General features: G+C 40.7%; 16 protein-coding genes and 1 riboswitch. Of the genes, 14 read left to right on the top strand and 2 right to left on the bottom strand.

Going from position 1 to position 16,307, the window contains the following annotated elements; genetic code table 11:
* The first annotated feature begins 35 nt into the window (after positions 1-35).
* The 8 genes from resA to NSQ64_RS12275 all read left to right on the top strand — a co-directional run bounded on the left by resA (position 36) and on the right by NSQ64_RS12275 (position 8,573).
* On the top strand, positions 36-566 hold the full coding sequence (gene resA, locus NSQ64_RS12310; RefSeq protein ID WP_159145787.1) for a thiol-disulfide oxidoreductase ResA: 531 nt from the start codon (positions 36-38) through the stop codon (positions 564-566).
* 1 nt (position 567) lies between these two features.
* A complete protein-coding gene (resB, locus tag NSQ64_RS12305) occupies positions 568-2,247 on the top strand; it encodes a cytochrome c biogenesis protein ResB (protein ID WP_268382845.1) in 1,680 nt (559 codons plus the stop codon).
* On the top strand, positions 2,231-3,409 hold the full coding sequence (gene ccsB / locus NSQ64_RS12300) for a c-type cytochrome biogenesis protein CcsB (RefSeq protein WP_017359778.1): 1,179 nt from the start codon (positions 2,231-2,233) through the stop codon (positions 3,407-3,409). The genes resB and ccsB overlap by 17 nt, the downstream gene beginning before the upstream one ends.
* Before the next feature lie 86 nt (positions 3,410-3,495).
* Positions 3,496-4,218, top strand: a complete 723-nt coding sequence (locus tag NSQ64_RS12295; RefSeq protein WP_003215596.1) for a response regulator transcription factor — start codon at positions 3,496-3,498, stop codon at positions 4,216-4,218.
* On the top strand, positions 4,215-5,996 hold the full coding sequence (locus NSQ64_RS12290) for an ATP-binding protein (protein WP_096881584.1): 1,782 nt from the start codon (positions 4,215-4,217) through the stop codon (positions 5,994-5,996). The genes NSQ64_RS12295 and NSQ64_RS12290 overlap by 4 nt, the downstream gene beginning before the upstream one ends.
* Positions 5,997-6,198: 202 nt before the next feature.
* The gene (gene sigX, locus NSQ64_RS12285) at positions 6,199-6,759 is read left to right on the top strand and encodes an RNA polymerase sigma factor SigX (RefSeq protein ID WP_007501006.1); all 561 of its coding nucleotides are present in this window, start codon (positions 6,199-6,201) and stop codon (positions 6,757-6,759) included.
* Complete coding sequence (locus NSQ64_RS12280; RefSeq protein WP_268373048.1) at positions 6,719-7,825, top strand: sigma X negative regulator; 1,107 nt, start codon at positions 6,719-6,721, stop codon at positions 7,823-7,825. The genes sigX and NSQ64_RS12280 overlap by 41 nt, the downstream gene beginning before the upstream one ends.
* 100 nt (positions 7,826-7,925) lie before the next feature.
* Complete coding sequence (locus NSQ64_RS12275; protein WP_268382842.1) at positions 7,926-8,573, top strand: M23 family metallopeptidase; 648 nt, start codon at positions 7,926-7,928, stop codon at positions 8,571-8,573.
* A 32-nt stretch (positions 8,574-8,605) separates the two neighbouring features.
* Here the strand turns inward: NSQ64_RS12275 and serA are convergent, their stop codons facing one another.
* Positions 8,606-10,180 (bottom strand): phosphoglycerate dehydrogenase, encoded by a 1,575-nt coding sequence (gene serA / locus NSQ64_RS12270; RefSeq protein WP_268382840.1) that lies wholly within the window; start codon positions 10,178-10,180, stop codon positions 8,606-8,608.
* A 287-nt stretch (positions 10,181-10,467) separates the two neighbouring features.
* A riboswitch (FMN riboswitch) is annotated at positions 10,468-10,600 on the top strand.
* 149 nt (positions 10,601-10,749) lie between these two features.
* On the opposite strand from serA, the gene NSQ64_RS12265 reads away from it, so the two are divergent.
* Positions 10,750-11,331, top strand: a complete 582-nt coding sequence (locus tag NSQ64_RS12265) for an ECF transporter S component (protein WP_008344490.1) — start codon at positions 10,750-10,752, stop codon at positions 11,329-11,331.
* Between the two features lie 34 nt (positions 11,332-11,365).
* Here the strand turns inward: NSQ64_RS12265 and NSQ64_RS12260 are convergent, their stop codons facing one another.
* Positions 11,366-11,614, bottom strand: coding sequence for a ferredoxin (locus tag NSQ64_RS12260; protein ID WP_008344492.1), 249 nt, complete (start codon positions 11,612-11,614; stop codon positions 11,366-11,368).
* A 268-nt stretch (positions 11,615-11,882) separates the two neighbouring features.
* Here NSQ64_RS12260 and NSQ64_RS12255 point away from each other — a divergent pair, with 268 nt between their 5' ends.
* The 5 genes from NSQ64_RS12255 to NSQ64_RS12235 all read left to right on the top strand — a co-directional run bounded on the left by NSQ64_RS12255 (position 11,883) and on the right by NSQ64_RS12235 (position 16,297).
* Positions 11,883-12,935 (top strand): helix-turn-helix domain-containing protein, encoded by a 1,053-nt coding sequence (locus tag NSQ64_RS12255; RefSeq protein ID WP_041091652.1) that lies wholly within the window; start codon positions 11,883-11,885, stop codon positions 12,933-12,935.
* Positions 12,928-14,436: a RecQ family ATP-dependent DNA helicase gene (locus NSQ64_RS12250; protein WP_058336694.1), complete on the top strand. Its 1,509-nt coding sequence runs from the start codon at positions 12,928-12,930 to the stop codon at positions 14,434-14,436. The genes NSQ64_RS12255 and NSQ64_RS12250 overlap by 8 nt, the downstream gene beginning before the upstream one ends.
* Positions 14,433-15,074 carry a CPBP family intramembrane glutamic endopeptidase gene (locus tag NSQ64_RS12245; RefSeq protein ID WP_017359770.1) on the top strand — a complete coding sequence of 214 codons (642 nt, stop codon included), beginning with the start codon at positions 14,433-14,435 and terminating at the stop codon, positions 15,072-15,074. The genes NSQ64_RS12250 and NSQ64_RS12245 overlap by 4 nt, the downstream gene beginning before the upstream one ends.
* A complete protein-coding gene (locus tag NSQ64_RS12240) occupies positions 15,019-15,780 on the top strand; it encodes a LysM peptidoglycan-binding domain-containing protein (RefSeq protein ID WP_017367515.1) in 762 nt (253 codons plus the stop codon). Before NSQ64_RS12245 ends, NSQ64_RS12240 begins: the two co-directional genes overlap by 56 nt.
* Before the next feature lie 64 nt (positions 15,781-15,844).
* Positions 15,845-16,297, top strand: coding sequence for a DUF2663 family protein (locus tag NSQ64_RS12235; protein ID WP_007500988.1), 453 nt, complete (start codon positions 15,845-15,847; stop codon positions 16,295-16,297).
* Positions 16,298-16,307: the final 10 nt, after the last annotated feature.

Raw genomic sequence — 16,307 nt, 5'->3', positions numbered from 1 at the left:
TTTACCTGAATGTCTATGGGGAAGGGGTACTTCAGATGAAGAAAAGACGATTTTTCATACGGACGGGCATTCTCCTCGTGATGCTTGCTGCACTGTGTTATACGATGTATAACTCAGTATTTGCCAAACAGGATCAAATCAAAGAAGGATCTATTGCGCCGAACTTTGTCCTTCAATCGGTAGATGGGGAACGGATTGAATTAAAGGACTTAAAAGGCAAAGGTGTCTTTCTCAATTTTTGGGGTACATGGTGCGGTCCATGTAAGCAGGAATTCCCTTATATGGCAAATCAGTATGAAGTGTTCAAGGATCGCGGTGTCGAAATTGTTGCCGTAAATGTGGCAGAATCCAATATTGCTGTGAAGAATTTTATGAATGCTTATGGCGTGAATTTTCCTGTTGCCATGGACAAAGACCGTCAAGTGACAGAGGCATATGATATTGGGCAGCTGCCAACTACACTTTTAGTTAATCCTGAAGGCAAGGTAATCAAAGTCATAAAGGGAACGATGACAGAACGTCAAATCTATGAATATATGAATTTGATTAAACCAAAGGGGTCATAGAATGAAAGAGGTAAAGTGTGAGTGTGGACATATTAATCCAATCGGTACTGTTCTATGTGAATCATGCGGGAATCCCATTGCAGCAAAAGAGAAAAATTCATCAAAGCTGCTTGATATGAGATATGACGGAAGTGCAAGACGCTCGCAAACATACAACAAAACGATTGTTGATAAAGTATGGAACTTTTTTTCTTCCGTAAAAGTGGGTGTGTGGCTCATTGTCATCACACTGTTAGCTTCTTCGCTAGGAACTATTTTTCCGCAGGAGCGGTTTATTCCGCCAGGTGCATCAGCTTCCACTTATTATGAGGAACAATATGGGTCGTTTGGCAAGTTATATTACATCCTTGGATTCCATGATCTTTATAATTCTTGGTGGTTTTTAGCCCTTATCGCATCTATCGGAATTTCCCTTGTGATTTGCAGCCTTGATCGAGTGATTCCACTTTATCGTGCACTCAAAAATCAAGGGGTTGTCAAAAAAGAAGGCTTTATGAGAAGGCAGCGTCTTTTCAGCGAAACAAACCAAACATTAGATCAACATACATATGAAGGCATCGTTAGTAAAATGAAACAAAAGCGTTACCGCGTTCGAGAAGAAGATGGACATATTTTAGCTGAAAAAGGCCGCTTTTCCCGCTGGGGACCTTACGTCAATCATATTGGATTAATTATATTTCTCATTGGATCCATGCTCCGGTTTGTCCCAGGAATGTACGTGGATGAAACATTATGGGTAAGAGAAGGCGAAACGGCACCAATCCCAGGGACGGGAGGCCAATACTTCTTAAAGAATAACGCGTTTTCAATTGATCGCTATGAATCTGAAAAAGAAAAAGAAGTCTTTGAAAATGCTATTGAAAAGGCTGGCGATGGTCAAGTCGTCAAAAGTTATAAAACCGATGCCGTTTTATACAAACGTGAAGGGGAAGTTGTTTTTGGTGAAAAGCCCAAGCTGAAGCAGGTAACAGAACACGATATTAAAGTGAATGAACCGCTTAAGTTTGACAATTTCTCATTATATCAAGTGGATTTTAAACAAAATGAACTCGATCAAATGGTCTTTCAGCTGATTCGAAAAGATACTGAGAAATCTTTCGGAACAGTGAAGATTAATCTGTTGGAGCCTAAGTCAGAATATGATCTTGGTAGCGGTTACAAAGTCAAGGTGATGAGTTATTTGCCTGATTTTTATTTTGACGAAGATGGCACACCTAGTACGAAAACGAGGAATCCGAATAATCCTGCGTTCGTATTTGAAATGATCTCTCCTGAAAAACCAAAAGGTGAAAAAAGTTTTGTCGCGATTCAAGAGACAGTAGAGGGTTCTGATAACAATCTTTATAAAATGAAATTTGACCGGGTTGAAACAAAAAACGTGACAGGGTTAACGGTGAGAAAAGACTTAACACTTGGGGTACTCATTGTTGGCGGAATCATCTTTATGATTGGGGTCATACAAGGGATGTACTGGCAGCATAGAAGAATCTGGCTGTCGGTAAAGGATGGAAAAGTGTTTGTGGCAGGACATACAAACAAAAACTGGTTCGGCTTAAAGTCTGATCTCAAGGTGTTACTGCACGGCAGTGGCATCAAACAGCCAGTGGATCAAAAAGAACTGCCTGATACAACAAGTATCAGCAAAAGCAAGGGGGAAGGATTAGATGGCGGCAGTCAGTGAAAACCTGTTATTTGCAGCTTTTCTATTGTATTTAGCGGCAGTTCCTTTTTTTGGAGGGGCCATTAAAGGAAAAAAGAAAGAAGAGGGTCCGCGCAAAAACAAGGCGGCACTTATCGGCATAACGCTCACCATCATTGGTTTTTTGAGTCAATTTGGCTATTTTATTTCAAGGTGGATCGCATCTGGTCACGCACCAGTCAGTAATCTGTTTGAATTCACCACAGCCTTTGGCATGATGCTGGTGCTCGCATTTATTATTTTATATTTTGTCTATCAAGTGTCTGTGCTAGGTTTATTCACACTTCCAATCGCTTTATTAATCATTGCTTATGCAAGCATGTTTCCATCGGATATTTCACCGCTGATTCCTTCGCTTCAAAGTAATTGGCTATATATTCACGTCACGACAGCAGCGCTTGGTCAAGCCATTTTGGCGATCAGTTTTGTGGCAGGTGTGATTTTTCTTTTGAAGCATGTCGATCAAACAAAACCGGGGAAGAAAACCTTTGGCTTAGAGCTGGTCATGTTTATGATTGTGGTCACCCTTGCATTTATCGCAGTCACGTCCATTTTTAGAATGACAGGGTATGAAGCGAAATTTAATTGGGTAGATAAAAATAAAGAAGAGAGCGTCATGGTCTATGAGCTTCCTGCCTTAGTAGGACCTCATAAAGGAGAACTTATCACAAAAGATCGTTTAGAGCCTGTAGTTGATCTGCCGCCTGTTTTTTCAGGTAGAAAGGTGAATACAGTGCTGTGGTCATTTGGCGTTGGGCTGATTATTTATGGACTGCTAAGATTGATCATTCGCAAACGACTAAGTGCGCTGCTTCAGCCGCTCGTAAGACAGGTGAATCTCGATTTAGTCGATGAAATTGGATACAGGGCTGTTTCCATAGGATTCCCTGTATTTGCGTTAGGCGGTCTTATTTTTGCGATGATCTGGGCACAAATTGCATGGACGAGATTCTGGGGATGGGACCCGAAGGAAGTATGGGCTTTAATTACATTTTTATTTTACGCCGCCTATCTCCACCTTCGGTTATCACGAGGCTGGCATGGTGAAAAGTCCGCTTGGCTTGCTGTAATCGGATTTGCGATCATTATGTTTAACCTCATCTTTGTCAACCTAGTGATTGCGGGGCTTCATTCTTACGCGTAATCGCATGAAAAAGGCCAACTTTTATGATTCGATTCGGCTTTTTGTTAAAATGTATGTAACAACGGAGAAAGCAGGAGGATTGTCTAATGGAACACACAACTCAAACGAAAATATTAGTCGTCGATGATGAGGCAAGAATTCGTCGCCTTTTAAAAATGTATTTAGAACGGGAAAATTATGAAATTGATGAAGCGGAAAATGGGGATGAAGCCATTCAAAAAGGACTTCAAACCGATTATGACCTCATTTTGCTTGATTTAATGATGCCTGGGACAGATGGGATTGAAGTGTGTAATCAAATCCGAGATAAAAAAGCCACCCCAATTATTATGCTGACAGCAAAAGGTGAGGAAGCTAACCGTGTGCAAGGCTTTGAGGCAGGAACGGATGATTATATCGTCAAACCTTTCAGCCCGCGTGAAGTGGTTCTTCGTGTGAAAGCACTGCTAAGAAGATCGTCTCAAACGTCATACCTTAATACTGGAACAACCACAAAAGATGTTCTCGTGTTTTCTCATCTATCCATTGATCATGATGCACACCGGGTCACAGCAGATGGAAAAGAAGTCAGCCTCACGCCGAAAGAATACGAACTTTTGTATTTCTTGGCAAAAACGCCGGATAAGGTCTATGACAGGGAAAAGCTTCTCAAAGAAGTGTGGCAGTATGAATTCTTTGGGGATCTGAGAACAGTGGATACCCACGTCAAAAGGCTTCGCGAAAAACTGAATAAAGTGTCACCAGAAGCAGCGAAAAAAATCGTGACAGTATGGGGTGTCGGGTACAAATTTGAGGTCGGCGCTGAATGAAGCTGTGGAAAAGTGTCGTAGGAAAGCTATGGTTAACCATTCTTTTCCTCGTGCTCATTGTTTTATCGATTTTAACTGTGCTTCTTTTAGAGTTCATTGAGAATTACCATGTGGAAGAAGCAAAGTCTGATTTAACACAAATGGCCAACAAAGTAGCAGTCATTTTAGAAAGCCATGAGGATCAATCACTTGCAAGATCGATTACATCAGAACTAGCTGATAAATTGACAAGTATCGCGATTGTTCAAGAGGATGGACTAGAATGGTATTCGTCTGAAAAAGGCGGGAAGCTTCCTGCGATCACAAAAGAACAAATTGAAGCAGACAAAGATTTGAACAGGGCACTGACACAACGAAAAAAAATCAGTAAACGAGCTGAATCTGATACAGGCAATCAGAAGGATGAACGCATTGTAGTAGGTGTTCCTTACGAGGCGAACGGAAAGAAAGGGATGGTCTTTCTTTCTCAATCCCTCCTTGCTGTAGAGCAGACAACAAAACATACGACGCGTTATATCTTCCTTGCAGCCGGAATTGCGATTGTGCTGACGACGATTTTCGCTTTCTTCTTATCCACTCGTGTCACCTATCCTCTCAGAAAGATGAGAGAGGGAGCACAAGATTTGGCGAAAGGGAAATTTGATACAAAGATTCCTATTTTAACGCAAGATGAAATTGGGGAACTGGCGATCGCCTTTAATCAAATGGGTAAGCAGCTTAAATTTCATATAACCGCTTTAAATCAAGAAAAAGAACATTTGTCCAACATTCTCAGCAGTATGGCAGACGGCGTCATCACGATCAATATTGATGGAACGATCCTCATGACAAACCCTCCTGCAGAAAGATTCTTGCAGGCTTGGTATTACGAGCAAAATATGAAGATCAAAGATGGGGATGAACTGCCGCCAGAAGCACGTGAATTGTTTCATACTGCCGTCAGTACGGAAAAAGAGCAAATGATCGAAGTCACGCTGCAAGGGCGTACTTGGGTTCTTCTCATGTCTCCGCTTTATAACCAGCAAGATGTCAGAGGGGCGGTAGCGGTACTTCGCGATATGACAGAAGAGAGAAGACTGGATAAGCTCAGAAAAGACTTCATTGCAAATGTCAGTCATGAACTCCGTACACCTATTGCTATGCTCCAGGGCTATAGTGAAGCGATTGTCGATGACATTGCCGGATCAGAAGAGGAAAAGAAAGAGATTGCCCAAATTATCTATGATGAATCACTTCGAATGGGGCGTCTTGTGAATGATCTTCTCGATCTCGCACGTATGGAAGCTGGTCATATTACACTGAATCTTGAATCAACTGATACAGAAGAGCTGACTGAAAAAATCTACCGTAAATTCCTTGGAATTGCGAAAGAAAAACAAATCAACCTGACGTATGAAATTCAAGTAGAAGAACCGTATTTTGTATTTGATCCAGATAAAATAGAACAGGTTTTTACAAATCTCATCGATAATGCCATTCGTCATACACCAGAAGGCGGAGAAGTTCACTTCTCAGTTCAATCGGTGGAAAATGGGCTCAAGATGGATGTGAAAGATTCGGGAAGCGGCATTCCTGAAGAGGATCTCCCGTTTATTTTTGAACGGTTCTATAAAGCAGATAAAGCAAGAACAAGAGGACGTTCCGGTACGGGGCTGGGCCTTGCGATTGTGAAGAACATCGTAGAAGCGCATCAAGGCTCCATTCATGCACATAGTAAAGCTGGAACAGGTACTCACTTCACTTTCTATATTCCGAAAAAAAAGCAGGAACTCGTCTAATCTTGACGAAGAATCTTGTTACATGAGAAACACTTCTTTTCGAAAGAAAATGAAGTGTTTTTTCTATTTTCATATTTTTAAGGAGAAGTTAAACTAAAAGCCCTTTCCAAATTGTCGATCTTGTAATATATTTGTCATAAAGTTGTAATGTAACGTTTTGTGAGAGTCACTCGACAAAAATAAGTGAACGGAGGGGTTTCCTATGCATGAAACCTTTCAAAAAATATATGATTCGTACCATCAAGATTTGTACCAATTTTTATTTTATATGGTAAAAGATAAAAATCAGGCAGAGGATCTCGTGCAGGAGGTTTACATTCGGGTACTTCACTCATATAAAACTTTTGAAGGAAGAAGCAGCGAGAAAACATGGCTGTTTTCAATTGCAAGGCATGTGGCAATTGACTGGTTTCGCAAACAGCAAACCATCAGACAACGGGTGCTCGGCACGTTTGATTGGGATAAACAGGATGTAAAAGATCCAGACCTGCTCCCAGATGAATTGGCTGTACAGGATGAAAATATCAAAGAAATTTATGCCGCGCTTGATCATTGCACCATTGATCAACGAGCCGTCATCATTTTAAGGTTTATCCAAGGCTACTCAATCATGGAGACGGCCAAGGCGCTAAAGTTCTCGGAAAGCAAAGTCAAAACAACGCAGCACCGAGGCCTGAAAGTGCTCCGAAAACATATGGAGCTTTTGAAGGAGGAGCTAGTGAATGAAAACGAACAGGTCCAATTGGAGCGAAGAACGAATTAAAGTATTACTCAGTCAGCTTCCAAAGGTGGAGGACAACCGTTCATCTAAGCAGATTTACCAGCAAATGCTGATGGCAAGCGGGAAGAAAAAGAAAAGTGCCAGATGGATCGGTCCAGCGGTCGCAACCGTTGTGGTCTTATTTATGGCGTTTTTGATTTCTCCTCATTTATTTCAGCCGGCTGCTCAAGATATAAAGAAAGTGAAAATGGACTCGAGTGCTGAAAAAGGACAGGTGAATGCTACATTAGAGGCGGTAAAAAACACAAATGATCCTTCACATGTTGCTTACGCATCTGACAAAGAAAAGTATATGACGATTTCATACATAGATGAATCGACTTCTCAAGTTGTCCCAATCAGTATTCAAAAAGAAAATAAGCATGACGATGTGCAGGCGCTTCTTGATACATATGAAAAACTGGAGCTGCCTGAAATGACAAAACCCCTTCAAGCCTATATGGATATGGTGGATGTGAGTGAAAAAGGGGACACACTGATTTTTCAGCTGAAAAATGATTTGTCTCTTGATACATTAAAAGAAGCCAACCGTTTTAAAGACATGGTCAAAGAAACGTTAAAATGGAGCCAATATAAACAAGTACAGGTCAAGTCTGTCAATGGCTCGCACCTTCAATTAGGGACGAATGGCCGTCTTGGTACCATTTCAATTAATAAACAAACAAAGCACGCTTACTACGTTTTAGAAAATAAGAGCGGGACATTTTTGGTGCCGTCAAAAGATGATTATCCTTCTTATAAAGATGCGGTAGAGGCGATGAAGCGGGCGAATGATGCAGGACTCGATCCACTCATTAAAGAAGAGCCTATTCAAAAGGTGACATCAAAAGGAAACCATGCAACCATCACGTTTGGAGCATCAGCACAATTAACGGACTCAATTGATCATATTTTACTTATTGAAGGACTGCTGCTCACAGCGAAAGATTTCGGTTTTACAGATGTCACGATACAAAATGCAGGAACAGATCAAGTAGGCCCATATGAATTAAAAGAACCGCTAGAGGTACCGGCATTGCCAAACCCAGTTGTTATCAAAGAACGCTAAAGGACGCAACTTATTGCGTTCTTTTTTCATGTATAGAAAAGGGCTTCCTTGAGGTATACTATGCTGTCATGAAAAGAACTTCAAAGAAGGGAAGTCACTGATGAAAAGGTATTGCTACATATGTGCTAGCTGTTTCTTGTTCTTGACCTTATCACCGTTTGCCCGTGCAGAGAAAACAACCGAGTGGGTGGAACCAATCAGAGGTGAAGTCACTGATTTGTTTGGGACAAGAGGGGGTTCGCATAAGGGGTTAGACATTGCTGCACCGGAAGGAGAATCCATTTTGGCTGCTAGCGAAGGTGTGGTCACTCGTTCCTATGTATCTGCTACATATGGTGAAGTTGTATTTATTCGGCATCCAAATGGATATGAAACCGTCTATGCGCATTTAAATGCGCGTTTTGTGAAGAATGGTGACCATGTACAAACAGGACAGCCGATCGGCATCATAGGCAACACAGGCGCTTCTAGGGGCACTCATTTGCATTTTGAGGTGCACAGGGGTAATTGGTCAGTCAGTAAAGAAGATGCAGTAGATCCGCTCACAATCATTGCAAGAGATCGTTTCCAAGAGCCAGCCCTTCATGTAGATGGATATGAGAAACATACATATGTCATACAACAAGGTGACACGCTCTGGTCCATTGCTAAAGCACATCAAATGACCGTTGATCAATTGAAGAAAATCAATGCACTGACAACGCATCTCATACGTACAGGTGAACGTTTAATCGTTTCAAAAAAATAAACCTCATGCTTTTGCATGAGGTTTACCATTTTTTATAGGTCAATCAGACGCACAGAAATAATATCGCTTACTTCAGTTAACGTTTGGACAATTTCATCTTCAAGGTGCTTGTCAAAAGAAAGCATCATGATGGCTTCGCCGCCTTTTTCTTTACGGCCTACTTGCATTGTCGCAATGTTCACATCGTGGTCGCCTAAAATCTTTCCAACTTGACCGATCACACCAGGTGCGTCAGTATGCTGAATATAGACAAGGTGCCCATCTGGGTAAAAGTCAATATTGAAACCATTAATAGAAACGACACGTTCACCTAGATGCGGGATATACGTTGCTTTTAATGTAAAGGTGGAAAGGTCACCTTTGACTTCAATGGAAATGCTGTTCTCATAGCCAGATTCGCTTGAAGAAATTTTCTCGCTAAAGCTAATGCCGCGTTCTTTTGCCACCATACCTGCATTGACTTCATTTACAGTCGAATCGACGCGCTCTTTCAAAAAGCCAGAAAGCAGACTTTTTGTAATAAATGATGTTTCGAGTTTTGCGATAGATCCTTCATATGAAATGCTGACTTCTTTTACAGGTTCTCTCATCGATTGAGAAACAAGACGTCCAAGTTTTCCAGCAAATTGATGATAAGGCTGGATTTTTTTGAACTCGTCTTTTGTCATCGCTGGTAGATTAATAGATGACATGACCGGGAGTCCTTTTGCAAATTGAAGAACTTCTTCAGAGACTTGTGCCGCCACATTTAATTGTGCTTCTTTTGTAGATGCACCAAGATGCGGAGTGGCAATGACGTTTGGATGATCCACAAGTGGATTTTCAGTAGGTGGTTCCACTTCAAATACATCGAGTGCAGCCCCTGCGACATGACCATTTTCAAGTGCTTCAAGAAGGTCTCGTTCGTCAATGATGCCGCCGCGTGCACAGTTCACTAGACGAACACCTTTTTTCGTTTTTGCGATTGTTTCTTTATTGAGAAGTCCTCTAGTTTCTTTTGTTAAAGGTGTATGTACCGTAATAATATCTGATACTTCAAGCACTTCATCAAGTGATTTTGCATTGACACCAATTTTTTCGGCACGTTCTTTTGTGAGGAAAGGGTCAAATACGTTGACCGTCATGCCAAATGCTCTTGCACGTTGGGCGATTTCACTTCCAATTCTGCCTAAGCCAACAATCCCAAGAGATTTTCCGTAAAGCTCAGCACCAACATATGCGCCTCTGTTCCATTCTTTTGATTTCACAGAAATATTCGCTTGAGGAATATGACGCATGAGAGATGAGATCATCGCAAACGTATGCTCTGCCGTTGAAATCGTATTCCCATTTGGTGCATTGATGACAATCACACCGTGTTTTGTCGCTTCATCAATGTCAATGTTGTCGACTCCCACACCGGCACGGCCAACAATTTTTAATGAAGTCATTTTTTCATAAAGTTCTTTTGTCACTTTTGTGGCACTTCTGACAAGTAAGGCATCAAACGTGTGTAATTCATCTTCTGCTTCTGTTACATTTTTTTGAACAATTTCAACAAAATCTGATTCTAATAGTGGTAAAAGACCATCATTGCTCATCTTATCTGAGACTAATACTCGAAACATCGTAAGATTTCCTCCTAAAATAAACGTCATAAATATCTGATAATTTACCATATTCCTTTTCACTGTGTCAATCAAATTAAAGCAGTAAAGCGAAAAAGAAAACACGAACATTTTTTAGTGTCTTGATCAAGAATGGACACCTTTAAACAAAAGATAACCAATTTTTACGCATTTGTCATTATAAATTTTAGGTTTTTTACGATTTCTTAAAACTGATGAATTTGCTCAGGATTTTTATCTGTACAAATGCTCATATATCATATATAATGATGTCGAATTGAATAATGATCAATCTTCGGGGCAGGGTGTAATTCCCTACCGGCGGTGATGAGGCATAGTCTCTAAGCCCGCGAGCCTTTTTTGGCAGGATTCGGTGTGATTCCGAAGCCGACAGTATAGTCTGGATGGGAGAAGATGGAGGTTCGTAAACGTTGAAAACATGTCTGTTTATACGTTTATTTGTGTAGCCTAAATTTCCCGCTCCTGTGTATGTATTCAGAGCGGTTTTTTTGTGGCTAAAATTGAACAATCCTCTTTTCGAAAGATTTGATCGAAAAGGAGAGAGAATATTGAATCAAAGTAAAGTAAAACGTTTAGTTGTCATCAGCATGCTCAGCAGTATCGCATTTGTATTAATGTTATTGAATTTCCCTTTCCCTGGGCTTCCTGGGTATTTAAAAATTGATTTTAGTGATATTCCTGCGATTATTGCGATTTTAATTTATGGGCCAGGTGCTGGGATTGCTGTTGAAGCTTTAAAGAATCTACTGCACTACCTCATTCATGGTAGCATGTCCGGTGTTCCTGTGGATCAAGTAGCGAATTTTACAGCAGGTGTACTATTCATCTTACCGGTGGCTTTTATTTTTAAAAAGATTAAATCAGCAAGAGGGTTAGCGTGGTCCATGATTCTCGGAACATTACTCATGACAGTCATGATGAGCATCTTAAACTATTTCTTGTTCCTACCTGCTTATACATGGTTTTTGAATGCACCCGTCCTATCAGATCATGTGCTAAAGGCAACCATTACAGCAGGGATCTTGCCTTTTAACCTGATTAAAGGAATCATCATCACCATCGTTTTTAGTTTCATTTTTGTCAAAATGCGTCCATGGTTTGAAAATAAACGCCGACTTCAAAATAGTTAATATAAAAAAAGCCCCTTTTAAAGGGGCTTTTATCCTATTCATGCTTAAGTGGATCACCATCGAAAGTTTCGTCCGCAACTTTAATTGAGTCAGTTGGGCAACCTTCAAATGCATCAAGCATATCTTCTTCAAGTACTTCTGGAACTTCTACAGTCCCCTGATTGTCATCAAGCGTGACAAATGCAATGCCTTCATCATCATAATCATAAATGTCTGGAGCAGCTGCACCGCATGCGCCGCAAGCAATACATGTGTCTTTGTCTACAATTGTATATTTTGCCATGTTAAAAAAATACCTCCCAGATTGTTCGATGGAACAAATGGTTTAACCTTTTTAGTTTCACCGATAAAAAACCAATTTCCTCAAACCTTATTGTAATGATTTTAAATTCACATTTCAACTGTAAAGTGATTGAGAATGCTTATCACATAAGGGTTTGTTCATAACTTTCCCCCATTAATTGAGTTTAAACATTTCTTCTTCAATGAAATCTGTTAAAATAAAGGGAGAAAATATTCGAATTTTGTCAGGAAGACAGGTGCTTTGGTCAATGACGATTCATTACTTGGATGTCATGTTGATGGACAGCGTACATAAATTGAACGGCGAACGCTCCATTAGTGCTGTCTACCATCTTTTTAAAGGAAAAAAGTCATCGCAAACGATACAGGATGCAAGTTTGTTTCAGCTTTCTAGCTACTTCGGCTGCTATCCAGCTTTTACGAGGGATCAGCTGAATCGCTCTGTAAAAAGGCTGCTAGAGCAACACTTTATCAGAAATACAGAGGATACATTCATTGCCACAGATGAAGGAATAAGTATGCTAAGTCAGCGTTTTGCTGAAAAACCGATGCCAGTTTATTTTGATGGTGCCAAGTATCATGATAAAGCAAAGGTGTTATGGATGAGGCTGTCTTTACTTGTGCAGGTCCTTTCACATCATGCAGCGCGGTCACAACACTATGTGCCGATTCAAAGAGATATATCGGTTCAAAACTGGACGAAATCCTTCTTCTCGCAATATCACCAGAAGAAAAAGCTTTCTGAAGATATCCATCATGAGCTTGAAACACTTCTTGCTCATTTAACTGATCAAGAGGCACTGCTTTTTGTTTATTCATTGACTTCCAATGAAAGAATCGGACGGACGTACCAGCAAATGGCGGAATGGATGAAAGAAGATGTATGGTATGTTTACTTGCTTTTTTGGAATGTGCTCCATTATTTTATTCAATGTGCGCAAAAAGGTGAGGCACCGATCATCCAGCGAATGATAGATGATCTTCAATTCAAACGTGTGCTGACCACCTCTACCCATAAAACGCTTGAGCTTGTTCAAAAAGGGTTCAGTATTGATCAAATTGCTCATATTCGTTCATTAAAAAAAGCGACAATTGAAGATCATATTGTGGAGCTCTCGATACATGAGCCGAGCTTCTCGATCGAACCATATGTCAGCAGTGAAGCTCAAAAGGCGATACATGAGGTAGCCGGTCAGCTCCAAACCAACAAGATGAAGCTGATCAAAGAAAGTCTCGAGCATTCATTTACTTATTTTCAAATACGATTGGCATTGACAAGGATGGTGAAAGCAAGTGGATAAGCTTCATCAGACGCTGATGCGATACTTTGGTTATGATGCTTTCAAAACAGGTCAGGAGGACATTATTCGAAGTGTACTTCAACAAAAAGATACGGTTGCCATGCTTCCTACTGGTGGCGGGAAGTCACTTTGTTATCAAATTCCGGGCTATTTGACAGACGGGTTAGTGCTGATCATTTCACCTCTTTTATCACTCATGGAAGATCAAGTGGAACGCATGAAAATGCGCGGTGAAAAGCGAGTGGCTGCGCTTAACAGTACACTGTCCTTTCAGGAAAGAAGACATATTATTCGACATTTGCCATCATATAAATTCTTATTTGTCGCACCTGAGGCGCTTATGTCAGAGGTGTTGTTGGAGCAACTCAAAGCGATGCATGTGGGTCTATTCGTTGTAGATGAAGCTCACTGTATATCGGAATGGGGACATGATTTCCGCCCGGAATACTCCAAGCTTGGGGAATGGAGGGAAGCGCTCGGCAATCCTGTCGCCTTAGCACTAACGGCAACTGCAACGAAACAAACCTTAAAAGATACTGTGCAAACGTTGCGTCTAGAGCATCCAGATGTTCATATTCATTCAGTCAACCGGCCGAATATTGCACTATTAAAAGAGGCGCATGAAACGAAAGAAGCAAAAGAGAAACGAGCACTGGAGCTTGTGGAAACCCTTCAAGGGCCTGGGCTGATTTATTGTCCGACCCGGCAAATGACAGAAGATATTTCACGTTTGGTGAAACAAAAAACGCATCAGCGTGTAGAGTTTTATCATGGTGGAATGGAGTCAGGAGACCGCATGCTGATCCAGCAGCAATTTATCAGTGGTCAAATTGATCTCATTTGCTGTACAAGTGCTTTTGGAATGGGAATTGATAAAGCAAATATACGCTTTGTGATTCATATGAGTCCGCCTCAGTCAATTGAAGCATTTATGCAGGAAATTGGAAGAGCTGGACGGGACGGGAAAAATAGTGTGAGCGTTCTTTTATATACAGAAGAGGATGCGGATATTCAAAGTCATTTGATTCAAGCAGAAGGTTTTGATGATCCAGAAATTGATTTTTTCTTAGCCCGAGTATCACATATGCCGATAAATGATGAAAAGAAATTACGTGAACAATTGATGGAAGCAGGGCTTCAGGAGACGCGCGCGCGAATGCTCTCGCATTATTACACGATGTACCAAACTGAACAGCCCCGTTTGCTCATGAAGAAGCTGAAAGAAAAGCTGCAGGATAGACAAACAGAAAAGCTAAAAAAAGTGTGGCAGTTTAAAGAGCATATCACTGGCCATCGCTGCTTTAGGCAATCTCTGTTATCATACTTTGATGAGCAGCTTGATCTAACGGAGGACGCTTCCTTTGGGAACTGCTGCTCTTCATGCGGACTTGACCTGTCTGATTACGAAAAAAAAGATCAACCATTGGAGCTGAATGAAATGAAACACTGGAAGACCGAGCTGGATCGTCTGTTTCACCTGACAAAAGAGGCGCAGCATTGATTGAACAACATCGCCGTATTATTGAAAAATTAACCGATCGACAAGTAGTAGAACAGTTGTATTTCACACAGCTGCTCATGCTGATTGTCTCTTTTTTACTAGGGATGTTTATGTTTGATCATTGGACTGATTTTACAGCCTTATGGCAGATCCGAGATATGCGTATCCTGACTTACGGAATTGGCGGCGCTTTGCTTGTGATTATTGTCGACGCTATTGTCATGAAGGTGTTTCCGGCTCATATGTATGATGATGGCGGATTAAATGAAAAAATGTTCAAAAACCGCAGCATCCTGCATATTGTTTGGTTAACGCTGCTCATTGCCTTTTCAGAAGAAATTTTATTTCGCGGGATCGTTCAGCAGCAATTTGGACTGGAGATTGCAAGCATTGTGTTTGCACTTCTTCACTTTCGCTACTTGTCAAAAATACTCTTGTTTATCCTTGTGGTTTCTATTAGTATTTTTTTAGGACTTTTATACGAGTGGACAGGAAATTTATTCGTTCCTGTCATGACACACTTTGTCATTGACCTAGTCTTTGCATGTCAAATTCGTTTTAAATATTGGGGGAGGGATGAACATGGAAGAAATGTCGAGAATGAAGAGAAAAAAGCAGCAGCTGACAAACATCCATGATGATGTAGAGGAAAATCTTGAAGAAGAAAAAGTGCATCCTTCAGATGACTCTCACTTTCCTACACGAGAAGATTTTCATGAATATAAAAAGCAGCGAACCAAAAAGGTGCGTAATCCATTGTTTACGACACTGGCTATTATCTTTCCTATTATTGTCGTCACGGTTTTCTTCCTGTTGATTTATTACACATCAAAGGAAATTAACGATAACAACAATCAAGGTGTTTATATTGATAAAACATCGAGTGCTGACACAGATCCAGTCCCGTCAGCACTTGTTGAAACAAAAAATGATTCAAGCGCTGACAAAGCGGATGCGTCTGATGATGAGAAGAAAAAGAAAGATGCTGATAAAGAAAAGCAGCGTTCAAAAGAAAAAGCAGAGCAAAAGAAAAAAGAACAAGCCGCTAAAGAGAAGGCTGAGCGTGAAAAGGCCGAAGCTGCAAAAAAGCGTGAGCAGCAACAGCTCGCTCTTCAAAAACAGCAGGAAGAGAAAAAGCGAAAAGAAGCAGAAGAGAAGAAGAAGCAAGAAGAAAAGCCTGTTCGTGTCGTGCAGCATACTGTTGGACCAGAGGAAAACTTGTATCGAATTTCCATGAAGTATTATCAAAACCGATCAGGGGAAGAGAAAATTCGAGCTTACAATCATTTAAAAGGAAATAGCGTGTACAGCGGGCAAGTATTGAATATCCCATTAGAAAATTAATATTTGACATGAATGAATCGAAAAGCACATACATATGTAGAAAAAAGGGACAAGGGTGTATGTGATGACTTTGCACGCAATCAGCCGCTATATGGATCAGCCGACACAGAAAATGATTGAAACATTGATCAAAAGGAAACGCAAATACGAGGGATTTGCAAAACAATGCAAAAGGTGGCAATGGACAGCCCTTTTATCACTTGCGATTCTTCTGTTTTATTTTGTGATAACAGCTAATAGCGGGGGCTCTCTGCAGCCGGAAGCGATGATTGCCACATTGCTTGGCCATGAGGTGTTTCTGTTTTGGATCATGGCTGAAGTGTTTGCTTTTTACGCATCGTATTATTATAAGAAAAAAGAAGAAAAGGCTGAGGATGAATATCATAAGCTCAGATGTGAAATTATACAGAAAAGCACAGATTTATGGCCTCAATCAAATCAGTGGAAAGAGCGCGAGGCCGTTTTTCACTTCATGCAGACGCAATATGACATCAACCTCTATTATGAAAGTAAATAAATGAGCAAAA

Origin of the sequence: Bacillus sp. FSL W8-0183 (assembly GCF_038006825.1) — a bacterium.
GTDB lineage: Bacteria > Bacillota > Bacilli > Bacillales > Bacillaceae > Bacillus > Bacillus altitudinis.
The sequence above is the reverse complement of the archived record's forward strand: the minus strand, read 5'-3'. Positions and strand labels throughout refer to the sequence as shown.